The organism is Delftia sp. Lp-1 (assembly GCF_020523835.1).
GTDB lineage: Bacteria > Pseudomonadota > Gammaproteobacteria > Burkholderiales > Burkholderiaceae_C > Comamonas > Comamonas acidovorans.
This window is the reverse complement of sequence record NZ_JAJALJ010000001.1, coordinates 341,543-356,237: the sequence shown is the minus strand read 5'-3', so window position 1 is coordinate 356,237 and position 14,695 is coordinate 341,543. Positions and strand designations below refer to the sequence as shown.

General features: G+C 69.7%; 16 protein-coding genes. All 16 read left to right on the top strand.

What is annotated here, in order from left to right; all coding sequences use genetic code 11:
• Nucleotides 1-25 precede the first annotated feature (25 nt).
• Nucleotides 26-481, top strand: coding sequence for a GspH/FimT family pseudopilin (locus tag LGR64_RS01540; protein WP_034397088.1), 456 nt, complete (start codon nucleotides 26-28; stop codon nucleotides 479-481).
• Nucleotides 478-876: a type II secretion system minor pseudopilin GspI gene (gene gspI / locus LGR64_RS01535; RefSeq protein WP_034397089.1), complete on the top strand. Its 399-nt coding sequence runs from the start codon at nucleotides 478-480 to the stop codon at nucleotides 874-876. The genes LGR64_RS01540 and gspI overlap by 4 nt, the downstream gene beginning before the upstream one ends.
• Complete coding sequence (locus LGR64_RS01530) at nucleotides 877-1,584, top strand: prepilin-type N-terminal cleavage/methylation domain-containing protein (RefSeq protein WP_013800656.1); 708 nt, start codon at nucleotides 877-879, stop codon at nucleotides 1,582-1,584.
• Nucleotides 1,581-2,558 carry a type II secretion system minor pseudopilin GspK gene (gspK, locus tag LGR64_RS01525; RefSeq protein WP_034397090.1) on the top strand — a complete coding sequence of 326 codons (978 nt, stop codon included), beginning with the start codon at nucleotides 1,581-1,583 and terminating at the stop codon, nucleotides 2,556-2,558. Before LGR64_RS01530 ends, gspK begins: the two co-directional genes overlap by 4 nt.
• A gap of 44 nt (nucleotides 2,559-2,602) precedes the next feature.
• Complete coding sequence (gene gspL, locus LGR64_RS01520; protein ID WP_034397091.1) at nucleotides 2,603-3,847, top strand: type II secretion system protein GspL; 1,245 nt, start codon at nucleotides 2,603-2,605, stop codon at nucleotides 3,845-3,847.
• The gene (gene gspM, locus LGR64_RS01515) at nucleotides 3,844-4,404 is read left to right on the top strand and encodes a type II secretion system protein GspM (protein ID WP_013800653.1); all 561 of its coding nucleotides are present in this window, start codon (nucleotides 3,844-3,846) and stop codon (nucleotides 4,402-4,404) included. Before gspL ends, gspM begins: the two co-directional genes overlap by 4 nt.
• Before the next feature lie 2 nt (nucleotides 4,405-4,406).
• Nucleotides 4,407-5,210, top strand: a complete 804-nt coding sequence (gene gspN / locus LGR64_RS01510; RefSeq protein ID WP_034397092.1) for a type II secretion system protein N — start codon at nucleotides 4,407-4,409, stop codon at nucleotides 5,208-5,210.
• Nucleotides 5,211-5,213: 3 nt separating this feature from the next.
• Nucleotides 5,214-7,580: a type II secretion system secretin GspD gene (gspD, locus tag LGR64_RS01505; protein WP_034397093.1), complete on the top strand. Its 2,367-nt coding sequence runs from the start codon at nucleotides 5,214-5,216 to the stop codon at nucleotides 7,578-7,580.
• A 14-nt stretch (nucleotides 7,581-7,594) separates the two neighbouring features.
• On the top strand, nucleotides 7,595-8,956 hold the full coding sequence (locus LGR64_RS01500) for a GspE/PulE family protein (protein WP_013800651.1): 1,362 nt from the start codon (nucleotides 7,595-7,597) through the stop codon (nucleotides 8,954-8,956).
• Between the two features lie 63 nt (nucleotides 8,957-9,019).
• A complete protein-coding gene (locus tag LGR64_RS01495; RefSeq protein ID WP_223275171.1) occupies nucleotides 9,020-9,304 on the top strand; it encodes a hypothetical protein in 285 nt (94 codons plus the stop codon).
• An 85-nt stretch (nucleotides 9,305-9,389) separates the two neighbouring features.
• On the top strand, nucleotides 9,390-10,391 hold the full coding sequence (locus tag LGR64_RS01490) for an LLM class flavin-dependent oxidoreductase (RefSeq protein ID WP_123690275.1): 1,002 nt from the start codon (nucleotides 9,390-9,392) through the stop codon (nucleotides 10,389-10,391).
• A 4-nt stretch (nucleotides 10,392-10,395) separates the two neighbouring features.
• Nucleotides 10,396-11,085: a helix-turn-helix transcriptional regulator gene (locus LGR64_RS01485; RefSeq protein ID WP_013800648.1), complete on the top strand. Its 690-nt coding sequence runs from the start codon at nucleotides 10,396-10,398 to the stop codon at nucleotides 11,083-11,085.
• Nucleotides 11,086-11,173: 88 nt separating this feature from the next.
• Nucleotides 11,174-11,818, top strand: coding sequence for a glutathione S-transferase family protein (locus LGR64_RS01480; protein ID WP_096914026.1), 645 nt, complete (start codon nucleotides 11,174-11,176; stop codon nucleotides 11,816-11,818).
• 144 nt (nucleotides 11,819-11,962) lie between these two features.
• The gene (gene gspF / locus LGR64_RS01475; protein ID WP_013800646.1) at nucleotides 11,963-13,189 is read left to right on the top strand and encodes a type II secretion system inner membrane protein GspF; all 1,227 of its coding nucleotides are present in this window, start codon (nucleotides 11,963-11,965) and stop codon (nucleotides 13,187-13,189) included.
• 16 nt (nucleotides 13,190-13,205) lie between these two features.
• The gene (locus tag LGR64_RS01470) at nucleotides 13,206-14,126 is read left to right on the top strand and encodes a 5'-nucleotidase (RefSeq protein WP_043822074.1); all 921 of its coding nucleotides are present in this window, start codon (nucleotides 13,206-13,208) and stop codon (nucleotides 14,124-14,126) included.
• A gap of 62 nt (nucleotides 14,127-14,188) precedes the next feature.
• Nucleotides 14,189-14,668: an EF-hand domain-containing protein gene (locus LGR64_RS01465; protein WP_230354904.1), complete on the top strand. Its 480-nt coding sequence runs from the start codon at nucleotides 14,189-14,191 to the stop codon at nucleotides 14,666-14,668.
• Nucleotides 14,669-14,695 lie beyond the last annotated feature (27 nt).

The window sequence follows — 14,695 nt, the reverse complement described above, 5'->3', positions numbered from 1 at the left end:
ACTCCCAGCGGGCCTGCCTGCTCTCATGCCCCGCCAGACCGCTCCCTCCTCCCTGTCCACCCCTTCGCGCGGCTTCACCCTGCTGGAGCTGATGGTCGTCATCAGCATCATGGCGATTGCCGCCGCAGGCGTGAGCCTGTCGCTGCGCGACAGCGGACAGGCGCAGCTGGAGCGCGAGGCCGAACGCCTGGCCGCGCTGCTGGAGTCGGCCCGCGCCCAGGCCCGTGCCAACGGCGTGCCCGTTCGCTGGCGGCCCATGCCGCAGGGCTTTCGCTTCGAGGGACTGCCGGCCAGCGCGCAATTGCCTTCCCAATGGCTGCAGCCCGGTGTGCAGGCGCAGCCGGCCACGCCGCTGGTGCTGGGCCCCGAGCCACTGATTCCGCCCCAGTCCGTCACGCTGACGCTGCGCGACTCCACCAGCCCGCCGCTGCGTGTGGCCACGGATGGACTGCGGCCCTTTGCCGTGCAGTCCCTGCCATGACAGCCCTCCACGGACCGCGCCGAAAGCACGGTGCCCCCAGGCGCCAGGCACGCGGCTTCACGCTGATCGAGGTGCTGGTGGCCCTGGGCATCGTGGGCATTGCGCTCATGGCCGGTCTGCAGGCCACATCGGCCCTGACACTCAATGCCGAGCGCCAGTCCGAGGTGCTGCTGGCCCAGCTGTGCGCGCAAAACGAGCTGGTGCGCATGCGCCTGTCGCGCCAGATGCCGCCCGTGGGCGACAACAGCCTGACCTGCGAGCAGGGCGGCCGGCAACTGCAGGTCCGGCTCAGCGTGCGGCCCACGCCCAATCCCAGCTTCCGCCGTGTCGATGCCCTGGTGGTCACGGCAGAGCACCCCGTGCTGCGCGTATCCACCATCGTGGGACGCTTCTGAATGCGCTTGCGTCATCCCTCCCGCACGCACGGCTTCACCCTGGTGGAGCTGATGGTGGCCATCGCCGTCATGGCCCTGCTGGCCCTGGTGAGCTGGCGCGGGCTGGACAGCATGGTGCGCTCGCAGGAGACCATTCGTGCCCGCAACGAGCAGCAGATGGTGCTGCAGACCGTCATCGCCCAATGGAATGCCGACCTCGAAGCGCTGATGCCGCTTGAAAACACACAGGTCATCGACTGGGACGGCCAGGTGCTGCGCATGACCCGCAAAAGCAGCGCCGCCGTGGACGACGGCGCCGTGGTCGTCGCCTGGGCGCGCCGCCAGACGGCCGGACGCGACCAGTGGCTGCGCTGGCAGTCGCCGCCGCTGCGCACGCGCGCACAGTGGCGCGATGCCTGGAACCAGGGATCGCAATGGGGGCGCAACCCCTCGGACGACCAGCGCCGGCGCGAAACCGTGCTGATGCCCCTGGACCAATGGCGCCTGTACTACTACCGCGACAACGCCTGGAGCAATCCGCAGTCCAGCGGCTCGGACAACGGCACGGGCACGGTCAACCCGCCGTCCGGCGGCACCAACAGCAGCGCGCAGCTGCCCACGATTCCCGACGGCATCCGCGTCGAACTGACCCTGCCGCCCGACAGCGCCATTCCTGGCCGCGTCACCATGGACTGGGTCAACCCCTTGCGCTCCAACAGCCGATCATGATGCGCGCACCCCGCCCCCTGCCCGGCCGCCGCCGCCACCGTGGCGTGGCCCTGCTGGCCGCCATGCTCACGGTGACCCTGGTGGCCACGTTCGCCGCCACCGCGCTGTGGCAGCAGTGGCGCAGCGTGGAGGTCGAGACCGCCGAGCGCAACCGCATGCAGGCCGCCTGGATCCTGCTGGGTGCGCTGGACTGGTCGCGCGTGGTGCTGGCCGAGGATGCGCGCACCAGCCTGCAGGTGGACCATCTGGCCGAGCCCTGGGCCGTGCCGCTGCAGGAGGCGCGCCTGTCCACCTTTCTGGCCGCGCAGAACAACGTCAGCCAGGTCGATGACGGCATGGCCGACATGCAGGACGCCTTTCTCTCGGGCCAGATCATCGACCTGCAGTCGCGCCTGAACCTGCGCAACCTGCTGAGCGCCCCCGACAAGCCCGAAACCCTGCGCCCGCTGTCCCGCCTGCTGGAGCGCCTGAACCTGCCCCCTGCCTATGCCACGCAGATCGTCCAGGCCCTTCGCGCAGCCGCCACCCCTGGCGAGGGCGCGCAGTTCCTGATGCCGCGCACGCTGGGCCAGTTCGGCTGGCTGGGATTGCCGCCCGAGGTCGTCGCGCGGCTGGAGCCCTACATCACCCTGCTGCCCGAGAACACGCCCGTCAACCTCAACACCGCCAGCGCCGAAGTCATCTGGGCCAGCGTGGAGGACCTGACCTGGTCTCAGGCCAGCCAGCTGGTGCAGCTGCGCGCATCGCGCCCGCTGCGCAGCCTGGCCGATGCCTCCAACGCGCTGGGCCTGCCGCAGAAATTCGAAGGACAGAACCTGTCGGTGGCCACCAGCTTCTTCGAGGCGCGTGGCCGCATGCGCCTGGGCGAGATCGTGGCCAGCGAACGCTCCATGTTGCGTCGCAACAACATGACAGTCACTACCATCTGGCGTGAGAGGGGGGACTGGGGATTGCCCGAAGCTCCCGCGCCATGACAGATGGCTGTCACACTCGCCCCCTACAATGCCCGCTTCCGCCCATGAGCACCTTGATTCTTCATCTGCCTGCGGGCCCCGCTGGCGAATACGCCTACGCACTCAGCAGTGACGGCCTGCGCGCCGACCGGCATGGCCACGCCGCCGCAGGCCTGCTGCCCGATCCTGGCCGCACCGGCCAGACGGTTGCCGTGGTGCCGCACCAGGCCTTGTCCTGGCATCTGGTCAGCCTCCCCCATGGCGTGCCTACGGGAAGCCGGCGCGGACATGTGCGCCTGCGCGCCGTGCTCGACGGGCTGCTGGAAGAGCGCCTGCTCGACGAGCCCTCCCAATTGCACCTGGCCCTGCAGCCGCAGGCACGCGCAGGCGAGCCCTGCTGGGTTGCCGCCTGCAACAAGGCCTGGCTCCATGCCCACCTGCAGGCCCTGGAATCCGCAGGGCGGCCCGTGGGCCGCATCGTGCCGGAATGTCCGCCCCAGGCCACGCCCCAGCTCTGGGCCGTGGGCTCACCCGAATCGGCCTGGCTGCTGGCCACCGGCCTGAGCACCGCACCGCAGGGCATGGACTCGCTGGCCTGCCTGCCGCTGCGCACCGACAGTGCCGACCCCGCCATGCTGGCCGCGCTGCTTCATGCCCTGCCCCCCGACACCCCGATCCAGGCCGACCCGGCGCTGGCCCGCGCCGCCGAGGCCCTGCAGCGCCCCGTCAGCCTGCTGACGGACGCCCAGCGCGGCCTAGCGGCCCGCGCACAAAGCTGGGATCTGGCCCAGTTCGACCTCGACCTGGGCGGTGGCAGCCGCACACGGCGGCGCATGCTCGACGGCTGGCAAAGCTTTCTGCGCGCGCCGCAATGGAAGGCCGCGCGCTGGGGCGCCGTGCTTGCCCTGCTGGCCCAGGTAGTGGGCCTCAATGCCTGGGCCTGGACCGAGAACCGCGCCATTGCGGCCAAGCAGGTCCAGGTGCGCTCCACGCTGGCCACCAGCTTTCCCCGCGTGCCCGTCATCGTCGACGCGCCCATTCAAATGCAGCGCGAAGTCGCCACGCTGCGCCAGACCGCCGGCGCGCTGACGCAGGGCGACCTGGAGCCCCTGCTGGCAGCCGCATCCCGGGCCCTGCCCGCTGGACAGTTGCCCCAGGCCATGGACTACCAGGACCGGCAGCTGCGCCTCAAGGGCGTCTCGCTGGAGGCCGAGGCACTGGAGCAGGCACAACAACATCTGGCCGGCAGCGGCCTGCGACTGCAGCGTGACGGCGCCGACCTGCTGCTTGCCCAGGAGGCCCGGCCATGAACATGCGCGCATCCCGCCAAAGCCTGGCACCCCTGCGCGCGCGCTGGAATGCCCTGGCGCCGCGTGAACAGAACATGACCCTGCTGGCCGGTGGCGTGGTGGCACTGGCCCTGCTGTGGTGGGTGGCACTGGCCCCCGCCCTGCACAGCCTGCGCACCGCGCCCGAACGCCATGCCCAGGCCGACCGCCAGTTGCGCCAGATGCAGCTGCTGCAGGCCGAGGCCGAGCAGCTGCGCGGCAACGCACGCCCCGTGGTCGGCGATGCCAAGGCGCTGCTGCAAAGCTCGCTGTCCGCCGAACTGGGCGCCTCCGCCCAATTGAACTGGATGGGCGACCGCGCACAGATCACGCTCAAGGCCGCACCCGCCGCCGCGCTGGCGCGCTGGCTGGCCCAGGTCCGCAGCAACACCCACGCCGTTCCGGCCGAGATGAAGCTGGCCCGCAGTGCATCTGCAAGCACTGCCGCCGCCTCGGGCGCAGCAGGCGCTGCCGATGCCGTGCGCTGGGATGGCAGCCTGGTGCTGGACCTGCCCGTCGATCCGTCGCGGGCGCCTTGAGCATGCAACGCAAGCCCCGCTCCCAGCCGGCCCTGCGCGCACCGCGCGGCTGGGCGCTGGCCGGTGCCCTGTGCGGCCTGGTGGCCACCACCGTCGTCTGGGCACCCGCCGCCTGGCTGGCGCGCGGCGTGGATTCGGCCACGCAGGGCCAGGTACTGCTGCAGCAGCCGCGCGGCACGCTGTGGAATGGCTCGGCCTCCCTGGTCTTCACCGGAGGCGCCGGCAGCCGCGACCGCACGGCCCTGCCCACACGGCTGGAATGGACGCTGCGCCCCCGCCTGGAGGGCGCCCGCATACAACTGCGCAGCGAATGCTGCACACCCACGCCCGTGGTGCTGGACCTGCTGCCCCGCTGGCAGGGCCTGAGCGCCGTGGTGCATGACAGCGACACGCGCTGGCCCGCCTCCCTGCTGTCCGGTCTGGGCACGCCCTGGAACACGGTGGACCTGCAAGGCCAGCTGCGGCTGGCCACGCAGGCCCTGCAACTGCAGCTGCTGTGGCAATCGGGCCGCTGGCGCAGCGAAGGCAGCACGCGCCTGGAGGCGCTGGCCGTATCCTCACGCCTGTCACCGCTGCGCCCGCTGGGCAGCTACCGGCTGGACATCCTCGGGGGCGACAGTCCGCAGCTGCAGCTCAGTACCCTGACCGGCGACCTGCGCCTGAGCGGCCAGGGCCAATGGGTGGGCCAGCGGCTGCATTTCCAGGGCGAGGCCTCGGCCAGCCCGGAGCGCGAAACCGCGCTGTCCAACCTGCTCAACATTCTGGGACGGCGCCAGGGGCCCCGGTCCATCATTTCCTTTGGTTGATCCATGACTCAGCAGCACACGACCCCGTTCTGGCGCAACACCCTGCACACGCTGGCCGTCAGCGCCATGCTGGCCTGCACCGCTGGCACCGCCCAGGCCCAGCAGACCAATGCACCGACCGGCGCCACGCCCAGCCTGCGCCCCGGCGAGCCTGTGACACTGAATTTCTCGGGCGCCGACATCGAGGCCGTCTCGCGCGCCATCGGCGCCATCACCAACCGCAACGTGGTGGTCGATCCGCGCGTCAAGGGCCAGATCACGCTGCTGACCGACAGGCCCGTGCCGCCTGCCACCGCCTACCAGCAGTTCCTGGCCGCGCTGCGCCTGCAGGGCTTCACCATTGTCGAATCGGCCGGCCTGTACAAGGTCATCCCTGAAGCCGACGCCAAGCTGCAGGCCAGCGAAGTGGCCGTGGGCGCGAGCCGCAGCAGCGCGGGCAGCCAGATCGTCACCCAGATCTTCAAGCTCAACTACGAGAACGCGGCCAACCTGGTGCCCGTGCTGCGCCCGTTGATCAGCCCCAACAACACCATCAACGTCAACCCGGGCAACAACTCGCTGGTCATCACCGACTACGCAGACAACCTGCAGCGCATCTCGCGCATCGTGGCGACCATGGATGTGTCCAACGCCACCGATGTCGAAATCATCCCGCTGCGCCATGCCGTGGCCACCGACATGGTGGCCCTGGTCTCGCGCCTGATCGAAGGCGGCACGGCCAGCCCCGGCGGCCTCACCGTGACCGCCGGCGGCGCCAATATTCCGGGCCAGAGCGACAACGCCTTCAAGACCTCGCTGATGGCCGAGCCGCGCAGCAACTCCATCGTGCTGCGCGCGGCCAACCCCGCACGCCTGGCCCAGGTGCGCTCGCTGATCGCGCGGCTGGACCAGCCCGCCATGAACGGCGGCGGCGACCAGGGCAACATCCACGTGGTCTACCTGAAGAACGCCGACGCCGTGGCGCTGGCCGCCACCTTGCGCGCGGCCATAGGAGCCCAGGCCACGGCCGCCGGCACGGCCAGCGGCCAGCCCGGTGCGGGCGGCACCACGCCGCAGGGTGGCGGCATGTCCTCCATTCCCACATCGCAGCCCGTGGTCTCGCGCGACTCCAGCGGCACGGCATCCATGGGCATGGGCTCGTCCTCGGGCCTGGGTAGCAGCGGAGGGGGCGGCGCGCTGGGCGTGGCCCAGCAGCCCTCCACGGGCGGCATGATCCAGGCCGATCCTTCGACCAACTCGCTGATCATCACGGCACCGCCGCCCGTCTACCGCCAACTGCGCGCCGTGATCGACAAGCTCGACGGCCGCCGCGCCCAGGTGCTGATCGAAAGCCTGATCGTCGAAATCAAGGACAACCGGCTGGCCCAGTTCGGCATCCAGTGGCAGGCCATGCTCAGCAACAACGGCCGCGTGATCGGCACCCTGGGTACGAACTCCAATGTGGCGGGCGCCAACATCCTGAACCTGCTCGGCCTGGTCAAGGATGGAGGCCTCGATGGCAGCGCCATCACGGGAGACACGTTGTCCAGCCTGAGAGGCACCAACCTCGGCTTCACGCAGCGCGTCAATGGCAAGGACACGCTGGGCTTTCTGGCCAACTTCCTGCAAAACAGCGGTGACGCCAACATCCTGTCCACGCCCAACCTGATGACGCTGGACAACGAGGAGGCGCGCATCATCGTGGGCCAGAACGTGCCCATGGTCACGGGCTCCTACGCCAGCAACTCCACGGGCGGTACGGTCAACCCGTTCACCACGGTGGAGCGCAAGGACGTGGGTCTGATGCTGCGCGTGCGCCCGCAGATCAACGAGAACGGTACGGTGAAGCTGGCCGTGTTCCAGGAGGTCTCCTCGGTGGACGAGTCCACGCGCAAGGACACCAACGGCCTGACCACCAACAAGCGCTCCATCGAGTCCAACGTGCTGGTCGAGGACGGCAACATCGTCGTGCTCGGCGGCCTGATCGACGACAACTACTCCCAGGCCGAGGACCGCGTGCCTCTGCTGGGCGACATTCCCGTCGTGGGCAACCTGTTCCGCAACACCAACCGCAAGCGCAACAAGACCAACCTGATGGTCTTCCTGCGCCCCGTGGTGATGCGCGATGCGACTGCGACCAACCAGGTCTCTTCCGAGCGCTACGAAGCCATCCGCGCGCAGCAACAGAGCCTGCAGCCCGAACCCAGCGCCCTGCTGCGCTCGGTCAATGCCGCACCCGTGCTGCCCACGCTCACGCCCCAGCCGGACCCCGGCTCGTTCACCAACCCGGCCGCCATCGTCAACGTGCCGGGCGCAAAGCCCGAGCTGATCGACTTCACCCAGCCGCAGCCCGCCGCTCCCGCCGTGCCGGCAGCCCCCGGCGCGCTCTGAGGCAGGAAGGCCCCATGCGCTATCCCCTGCCCTATTCGTTTGCGCGCACCAGCCAGCTGCTGATCGAGGACGACGGCCACGAGCCCCTGCTCTGGCACGGCCCCTCGCCCGACTGGCAGGCCCTGTCCGAAGTCCAGCGCAAGCATGCGGTGCAGCGCTGGCAGATGCTGGATGCGGGCACGCTGGCGCACCGCATCAGCGCCGCCTATTCGCAGGGCGAGTCCAGCGCGGCCCTGGTGGTCAGCGAGGTCGAATCCGACGCCGACCTCTCGCGCATGATGCAGGAGCTGCCCGCCGTCGAGGACTTGCTGGAGACTGCGGACGACGCGCCCATCATCCGCATGCTCAACGCCCTGCTCACGCAGGCCGCGCGCGACGGCGCCAGCGACATCCACATCGAGCCCTACGAGCGCCACTCCAGCGTGCGCTTTCGCGTGGACGGCGACCTGCGCGAGGTCGTGCAGCCCAACCGGGCCCTGCACGCGGCGCTGATCTCGCGCCTGAAGATCATGGCCGACCTGGACATCGCCGAAAAGCGGCTGCCCCAGGACGGCCGCATCAGCCTGCGCCTGGGCACGCGCGCCATCGACGTGCGCGTCTCCACCCTGCCCAGCGCCCATGGCGAGCGCGCCGTGCTGCGCCTGCTGGACAAGAGCGAGAGCAAGCTCAGCCTGGAGGCCGTGGGCATGCAGGGCGAGACGCTGAGGCGGTTCACCCACATGACGGCCCAGCCCCACGGCATCGTGCTGGTCACCGGCCCCACGGGCTCGGGCAAGACCACCACGCTGTACGCGGCGCTGTCGCGCATGGACGCCAGCCACAGCAACATCATGACGGTGGAAGACCCCATCGAGTACGAGCTGGCCGGCGTGGGGCAGACCCAGGTCAACGCCAAGATCGAGCTGACCTTCGCCAAGGCCCTGCGCGCCATCCTGCGCCAGGACCCGGACGTGATCATGATCGGCGAAATCCGCGACTTCGAGACCGCGCAGATCGCCATCCAGGCCTCGCTGACGGGCCACCTGGTGCTGGCCACGCTGCACACCAACGATGCCTCCAGCGCCGTCACGCGCCTGATCGACATGGGGGTGGAACCCTTCCTGCTGTCGTCCTCCCTGCTGGGCGTGCTGGCACAGCGCCTGGTGCGCAAGATCGACACCACCGAGCCCAGCGGCTACCGGGGGCGCACCGGCATCTTCGAGATGCTGGTGGTGGACGACACCATCCGCGCGCAGATCCACCGCCAGGCCAGCGAGGCCGAGATCCGCGACACCGCGCTGGCCTCGGGCATGCGCCTGATGCGCGACGACGGCGAGCGGCTGGTGCGCGAGGGCATCACCACGCCCGAGGAAGTGCTGCGCGTCACGCGCGACTAGGCGCAGGCGGCCACGCCCGACCCTGCGCAGCACGGGGCATCCCCGTTTGCCACAATGGTCGGCATGTTGGAATCCCTACGCGCCTGGAGCGCTCCCTATGGCGGCGACCTGTTCCTGTGGGTCGCCACGCTGAGCCTGATCAGCTACATCGCCCTGTGGTGGTTCAAGTCCCGGCTGTCCACCAGCCAGCTGCGCCGCGTCATCCGCCTGTCGGCGCTGGTGGCGCTGCCGCTGTCCTGGCTGGCCATCCAGCAGGGCGAGAACCATCTGGCGGCTGCCATCCTCCCCCTGGTCTGGTGCGTGGTGCTGGGCATCACCTGCGCGCGGGAAATGTCCAGAAGAAACTGAGTGCGCGAACGCGCACCAGGAATGCCCTGGCGCGGCAAGGCCCGCGCCGCCCCCACCCACCGTGAACTGGAAGTTGGAACCTGCCATGACATCATTCAATGAAGTCCGTCTGTCCATGCTCGACCTCGTGGCCGTGCGCGAAGGCGGCACCGTCGCCGAGGCCCTGGACATTGCGCTGGCCACGGCCCGCAAGGCCGAGGCACTGGGATTCGAGCGCTACTGGCTGGCCGAGCACCACAACATGCCCGGCATCGCCAGCTCGGCCACGGCCGTGCTGATCGGCCACATCGCAGGCGGCACCTCGAAGATCCGCGTGGGCTCGGGCGGCATCATGCTGCCCAACCATGCCCCGCTGGTGGTGGCCGAAGCCTTCGGCACGCTGGCCGAGCTGTACCCGGGCCGCATCGACCTGGGCCTGGGCCGCGCGCCAGGCACCGATGGCGCCACCATGCGCGCACTGCGCCGCGACCGCGTCGAGACCGAGGAAGATTTCCCCCGCGACGTGATGGAGCTGCAGCGCCTGCTGGGCCCGGCCACGCCCGAGCAAAAGCTGGTGGCCACGCCCGGCGCGGGCACCAACGTGCCGATCTGGCTGCTGGGCTCCAGCCTGTTCTCGGCCCAGTTGGCCGCCCACCTGGGCCTGCCCTACGCCTTTGCCTCGCACTTCGCGCCGCGCATGCTCTACCAGGCAGTGCAGCTGTACCGCAGCCTGTTCAAGCCGTCGGCCCAACTGGCCAAGCCCTACGTGATCGTCGGCGCCCCCGTGATCGCCGCGCCCACCGATGACGAGGCCGAGTACCTGGCCAGCAGCACCTACCAGCGCGTGCTGGGCATCATCACGGGCCGGCGCGGACTGCTGCCGCGCCCCATCGAGAACTATGCGGCCCAGCTCGGCGAGCAGGAGCGCCGCGCCATCGGCGACTTCCTGGCCGTGGCCTCCATCGGCGGCCCGGACAAGGTGCGCACGCGCCTGCAGAAGCTGCAGGCCGACACCGAGGCCGACGAGCTGATCCTGGTCAGCGACGTGTATGACCGCGACCTGCGCCTGCGCTCGCTGGAGATCACGGCCGGCGTCATGGGCCGCTGAAGGCATGAGCCGCTCCGCCCGGCTGCTGCAGCTGATCGACCTGCTGCGCCGCGCTCGCCTGCCCCAGGCCGGGCCGGTGCTGGCCCGGCAGCTGGACGTGAGCCTGCGCACCCTGTACCGCGACATTGCCACGCTGCGCGAGCAGGGTGCCGCCATTGCGGGCGACCCGGGCGTGGGCTACGAGATGCGGCCCGGCTTTCTGCTGCCGCCGCTGATGTTCACGCCCGATGAGCTGGAAGCCCTGCTGCTGGGCGCGCGCTGGGCCAGCCGCCAGGCCGACCCCGAGCTCGCCCAGGCCGCCACCGCCGCGCTGGACCGCATACGCAGCGCGCTGCCGCTGGAGCTGCGCATCGAGGTGGACACCAGCGGCCTGCTGGTGCCGCCCATCTGCCACGAATCCGTGACCGAGCCCTGGCAGACCGCGCTGCGCCTGGCGATACGGCGCCAGCACCGGGTGCTGCTGCACTACACGGATGAGAAGGGCCAGCCGACCGAGCGCCAGATCTGGCCTTTTGCCATGGCTTTCTTCGATCAGCGGCGCATTCTTGCGGCCTGGTGCGAACTGCGCCAGGACTTCCGCCATTTCCGCGCCGACCGCGTGCGCTCCGTCACCGATCTGCAGGAACGCTATCCCGACCACCGCAGCGGCCTGATCGAACGCTGGTCGCGGCAACTGGGCTACACGGTCCGCTGACACCACTGCTGACAAAAACTGTCAGCATGGCCTCCTACAGTCGCTCCCATGGCCTTCTCGCCATGCATTCAAACCACTGGGAGCCTTCATGAACGACTCGATCAAGCCGCTGCGCTTTTACTTCCACCCCCGCTCGCGCGCCGTCATCGCGCGCTGGATGCTGGAGGAATGCGGCGCCCGCTATGAGCCCGTGCGGCTGGAATACGGCAGCACCATGAAGGCTGCCGACTACCTGGCCATCAACCCCATGGGCAAGGTCCCCGCCCTGGTGCACGGCGAGACCGTGATCACCGAACAGGCCGCCATCCTTGCCTATCTGGCCGACATCTTCCCCGAACGGCGGCTTGCACCGGCCGTGGACAGCCCGCTGCGCGGCGTCTACCACCGCTGGATGTTCTTCCTGGCCGGCCCTGTCGACGCCTTGATGACTGCCAAGAGCCAGGGCCACCTGGAGCAGCAGACGGCCGACCAGGCCATGTCCGCCGGCTATGGCCGCTATGACGACGTGGTGCAGACGCTGCGCCAGGCCGTGACCGGCAGGCGCTACCTGTGCGGCGACCAGTTCACCGCCGCCGACGTGCTCATGGCCAGCTACCTGCGCTGGGGCACGATGATGAAGCTGCTGCCCGCGCTGCCCGAGTTCAGCGACTACGGCCAGCCGCTGATGGAACGCCCGGCCTCGCTGCGCTCCATCCAGCTCAACGAAGCGGACCTCGCGGCCCAGCCGGCATAAGGACCAGGCAGGGGCTGCCGCCGACCGCGGCGGCGGCCTCGCCATCCAGCCGTCACCGGCAGCGGCTACTATCGGGGGTTGGATCGCCGCCTGGCGTTTCCTGAACGCCATCCCTTCCCCAGCCCTTCCCGACTCCCGCCGCGCATGCCTGCCTTTTCCTTCGAAGCCCTGGATGCACAAGGTCAGACCCGCAAGGGCACGATCGAAGCCGACAACGCGCGCGCCGCGCGCAGCCAGCTGCGGGCCCAGGCCCTGGTGCCCATGGCCGTGGAGATCGTGGCCTCGGGTTCTGCGTCCGGCCCGCAGGGCGGCGCCTCGCGCTGGCTGACCCGTCCCGTCCTTGGCTCCACGGGGCTGACCGTTTGGACGCGCCAGATGGCGGGGCTGGTCGGATCAGGCCTGCCCATAGAGCGCGCCCTGGCCGCGCTGTCCGAAGAAGCCGACGACCCGCGCCAGCACCACCTCGTGGCCGCGCTGCGCGCCGAGGTCAACGCAGGCTCCACCTTTGCCCGCGCCCTGGCCCAGCACCCGCGCGAGTTCTCCGACATCTACTGCGCCGTGATCGGCGCCGGCGAGGCCAGCGGCAGCCTGGGCCCGGTGCTGGAGCGGCTGGCCGATGACCTGGAATCGCGCCAGGCCCTGCAGTCCAAGCTCATTGGCGCAGCCCTGTACCCGGCCATCGTGACCCTGGTGGCCATAGTCATCGTGCTGTTCCTGGTCAGCTACGTGGTGCCGCAGGTGGCCAGCGTGTTCGCGGGCACCAAGCGCGCCCTGCCCTGGCTCACCGTGGCCATGCTGGCGCTCAGCGACTTTGTGCGCAGCTATGGCTGGGCCGCGCTTGTCGCCCTGGTGCTTGGCGCCGTGGGATTCCGGCTGTCCATGAAGAATCCCGTGCTGCGCGAGCGCTTCGACGCCTGGTGGCTGCGCCTGCCGCTGATCGGCCGGCTGGCGCGCAACTACAACGCGGCACGCTTTGCAGGCACGCTGGCCATGCTGGCGGGCGCAGGCGTGCCCATCCTCAAGGCCTTGCAGGCCGCCGCCGAGACCCTGGGCAACCGCGCGCTGCGCGCCGACGCCATGGACGCGCTGGCCCTGGTGCGCGAGGGCGCACCGCTGGCCTCGGCGCTGGCGCAGAAAAAGCGCTTCCCGGGCCTGATCTCCATGTTTGCCCGCCTGGGCGAGCAGACCGGCCAGCTGCCCGTGATGCTGCAGCGCGCGGCCAACCAGCTGTCCACCGAGGTGCAGCGCCGCGCCATGCACCTGGCCACCATCCTGGAGCCGCTGCTGATCGTGGCCATGGGCATGGTCGTGGCCCTGATCGTGCTGGCCGTGCTCATGCCCATCATCCAGCTCAACCAGTTCGTCAAATAGCGAAAAGCGCCAAGCCATGTCCGTGACCCTGCAAGACAAGCTGGTCGTCGCCATCTCCTCGCGGGCGCTGTTCGACTTCGAGGAGGAGAACCGGCTGTTCGACGCCGGTGACGAGCAGGCCTACATGCGCCGCCAGCTGGACCTGGTGCACCAGCCCGCACGCCCGGGCATTGCCTTCCCGCTGGTGCGCAAGCTGCTGGCCTTCAATACGCCCGAAGTGCAGCGCGTGGAGGTGATGATGCTGTCGCGCAACGACCCGGCCAGCGGCATGCGGGTCTTTGCCTCGGCCAAGGCGGCCGACATGCACATAGAGCGCGGCGTGTTCACGCGCGGGCGCGATCCGTTTTCCTACCTGCGGCCACTGGGCGCCCACCTGTTTCTCTCGGCCAATGAAGTCGATGTGCGCAGGGCGCTGTCCATCGGCTTTCCTGCCGCGCGCGTGATGGTCGACTCCACGCCCGCAGGCGACCGCTACCCGCAGGAGGTGCGCATTGCCTTCGACGGCGATGCCGTGCTGTTCTCCGACGAAGCCGAACGCGTCTACCAGCAAGGCGGGCTGCCCGCCTTTCTGCGCCACGAGGTCTCCCATGCCGCCACGCCGCTGGCGGAAGGGCCGTTCAAGCCGCTGCTGGTGGCGCTGCACCGGCTGCAGCAGCAGGCGGACTCGTCCCAGACCATGCGCATTCGCACGGCCCTGGTGACGGCGCGCAGCGCACCGGCGCACGAGCGCGCCATCCGCACGCTGCTGGAATGGGGCATTGCGGTGGACGAGGCCATGTTCCTCGGCGGCCTGGAAAAGGGCCCGTTCCTGCGCGAGTTCGAGCCGGACTTCTTCTTCGACGACCAGACCGGCCACGTCAACTCGGCCGCGCGCCATGTGCCGGCAGGCCATGTGAGCAGCGGCATCTCCAATCCGGACGCCGATCCGCCGAAGTAAACAATTGCAAAGGGCGGGCGGGCCGTGCTTGCAAATGCCGGTTCCGTGCCCAAATAAAGCCAATGCATTTGCCCCTCATGAACCGCTCTGCCCTGCTGCGCCGGCCACCGCTGCTGCAGGCCGCCGTCGTCGTGCTGCTGACCAGCGCCTTCATGCTGCCCGCCGCGCGCGCGCAGGCGGCAGAAAACGCAGCCACCGAGCAGGCAACGGCCAGCCCGGCGCCGCTGACCAAGGGGGAGATCAAGGCCCAGCGCGAATTCAAGATGTTGGACTTCAACAAGGACGGCAAGCTCAGCCGTACCGAAGTGGCGCTGTTCCCGCGCCTGTCGGCGGCCTTTGACGAGGCCGATACCGACAAGGACGGCTACGTCTCCTATGCGGAAGTGCAGGCCTTTGCCGTCAAGTACCGCGCCGAACGCGACAAGGCAAAGGCCAAGGCGCGGGCCGAAGAGGCAAAGGCCGCCGAGCATGCGGCAGCCGAGCATGCCGCAGCCGCACCCGCTGCCAGGGACAAGAAGGAAGGCGAAGGCTCAAAGGACTGAGCCTTATTGCCGCGCGCCTGACAACAC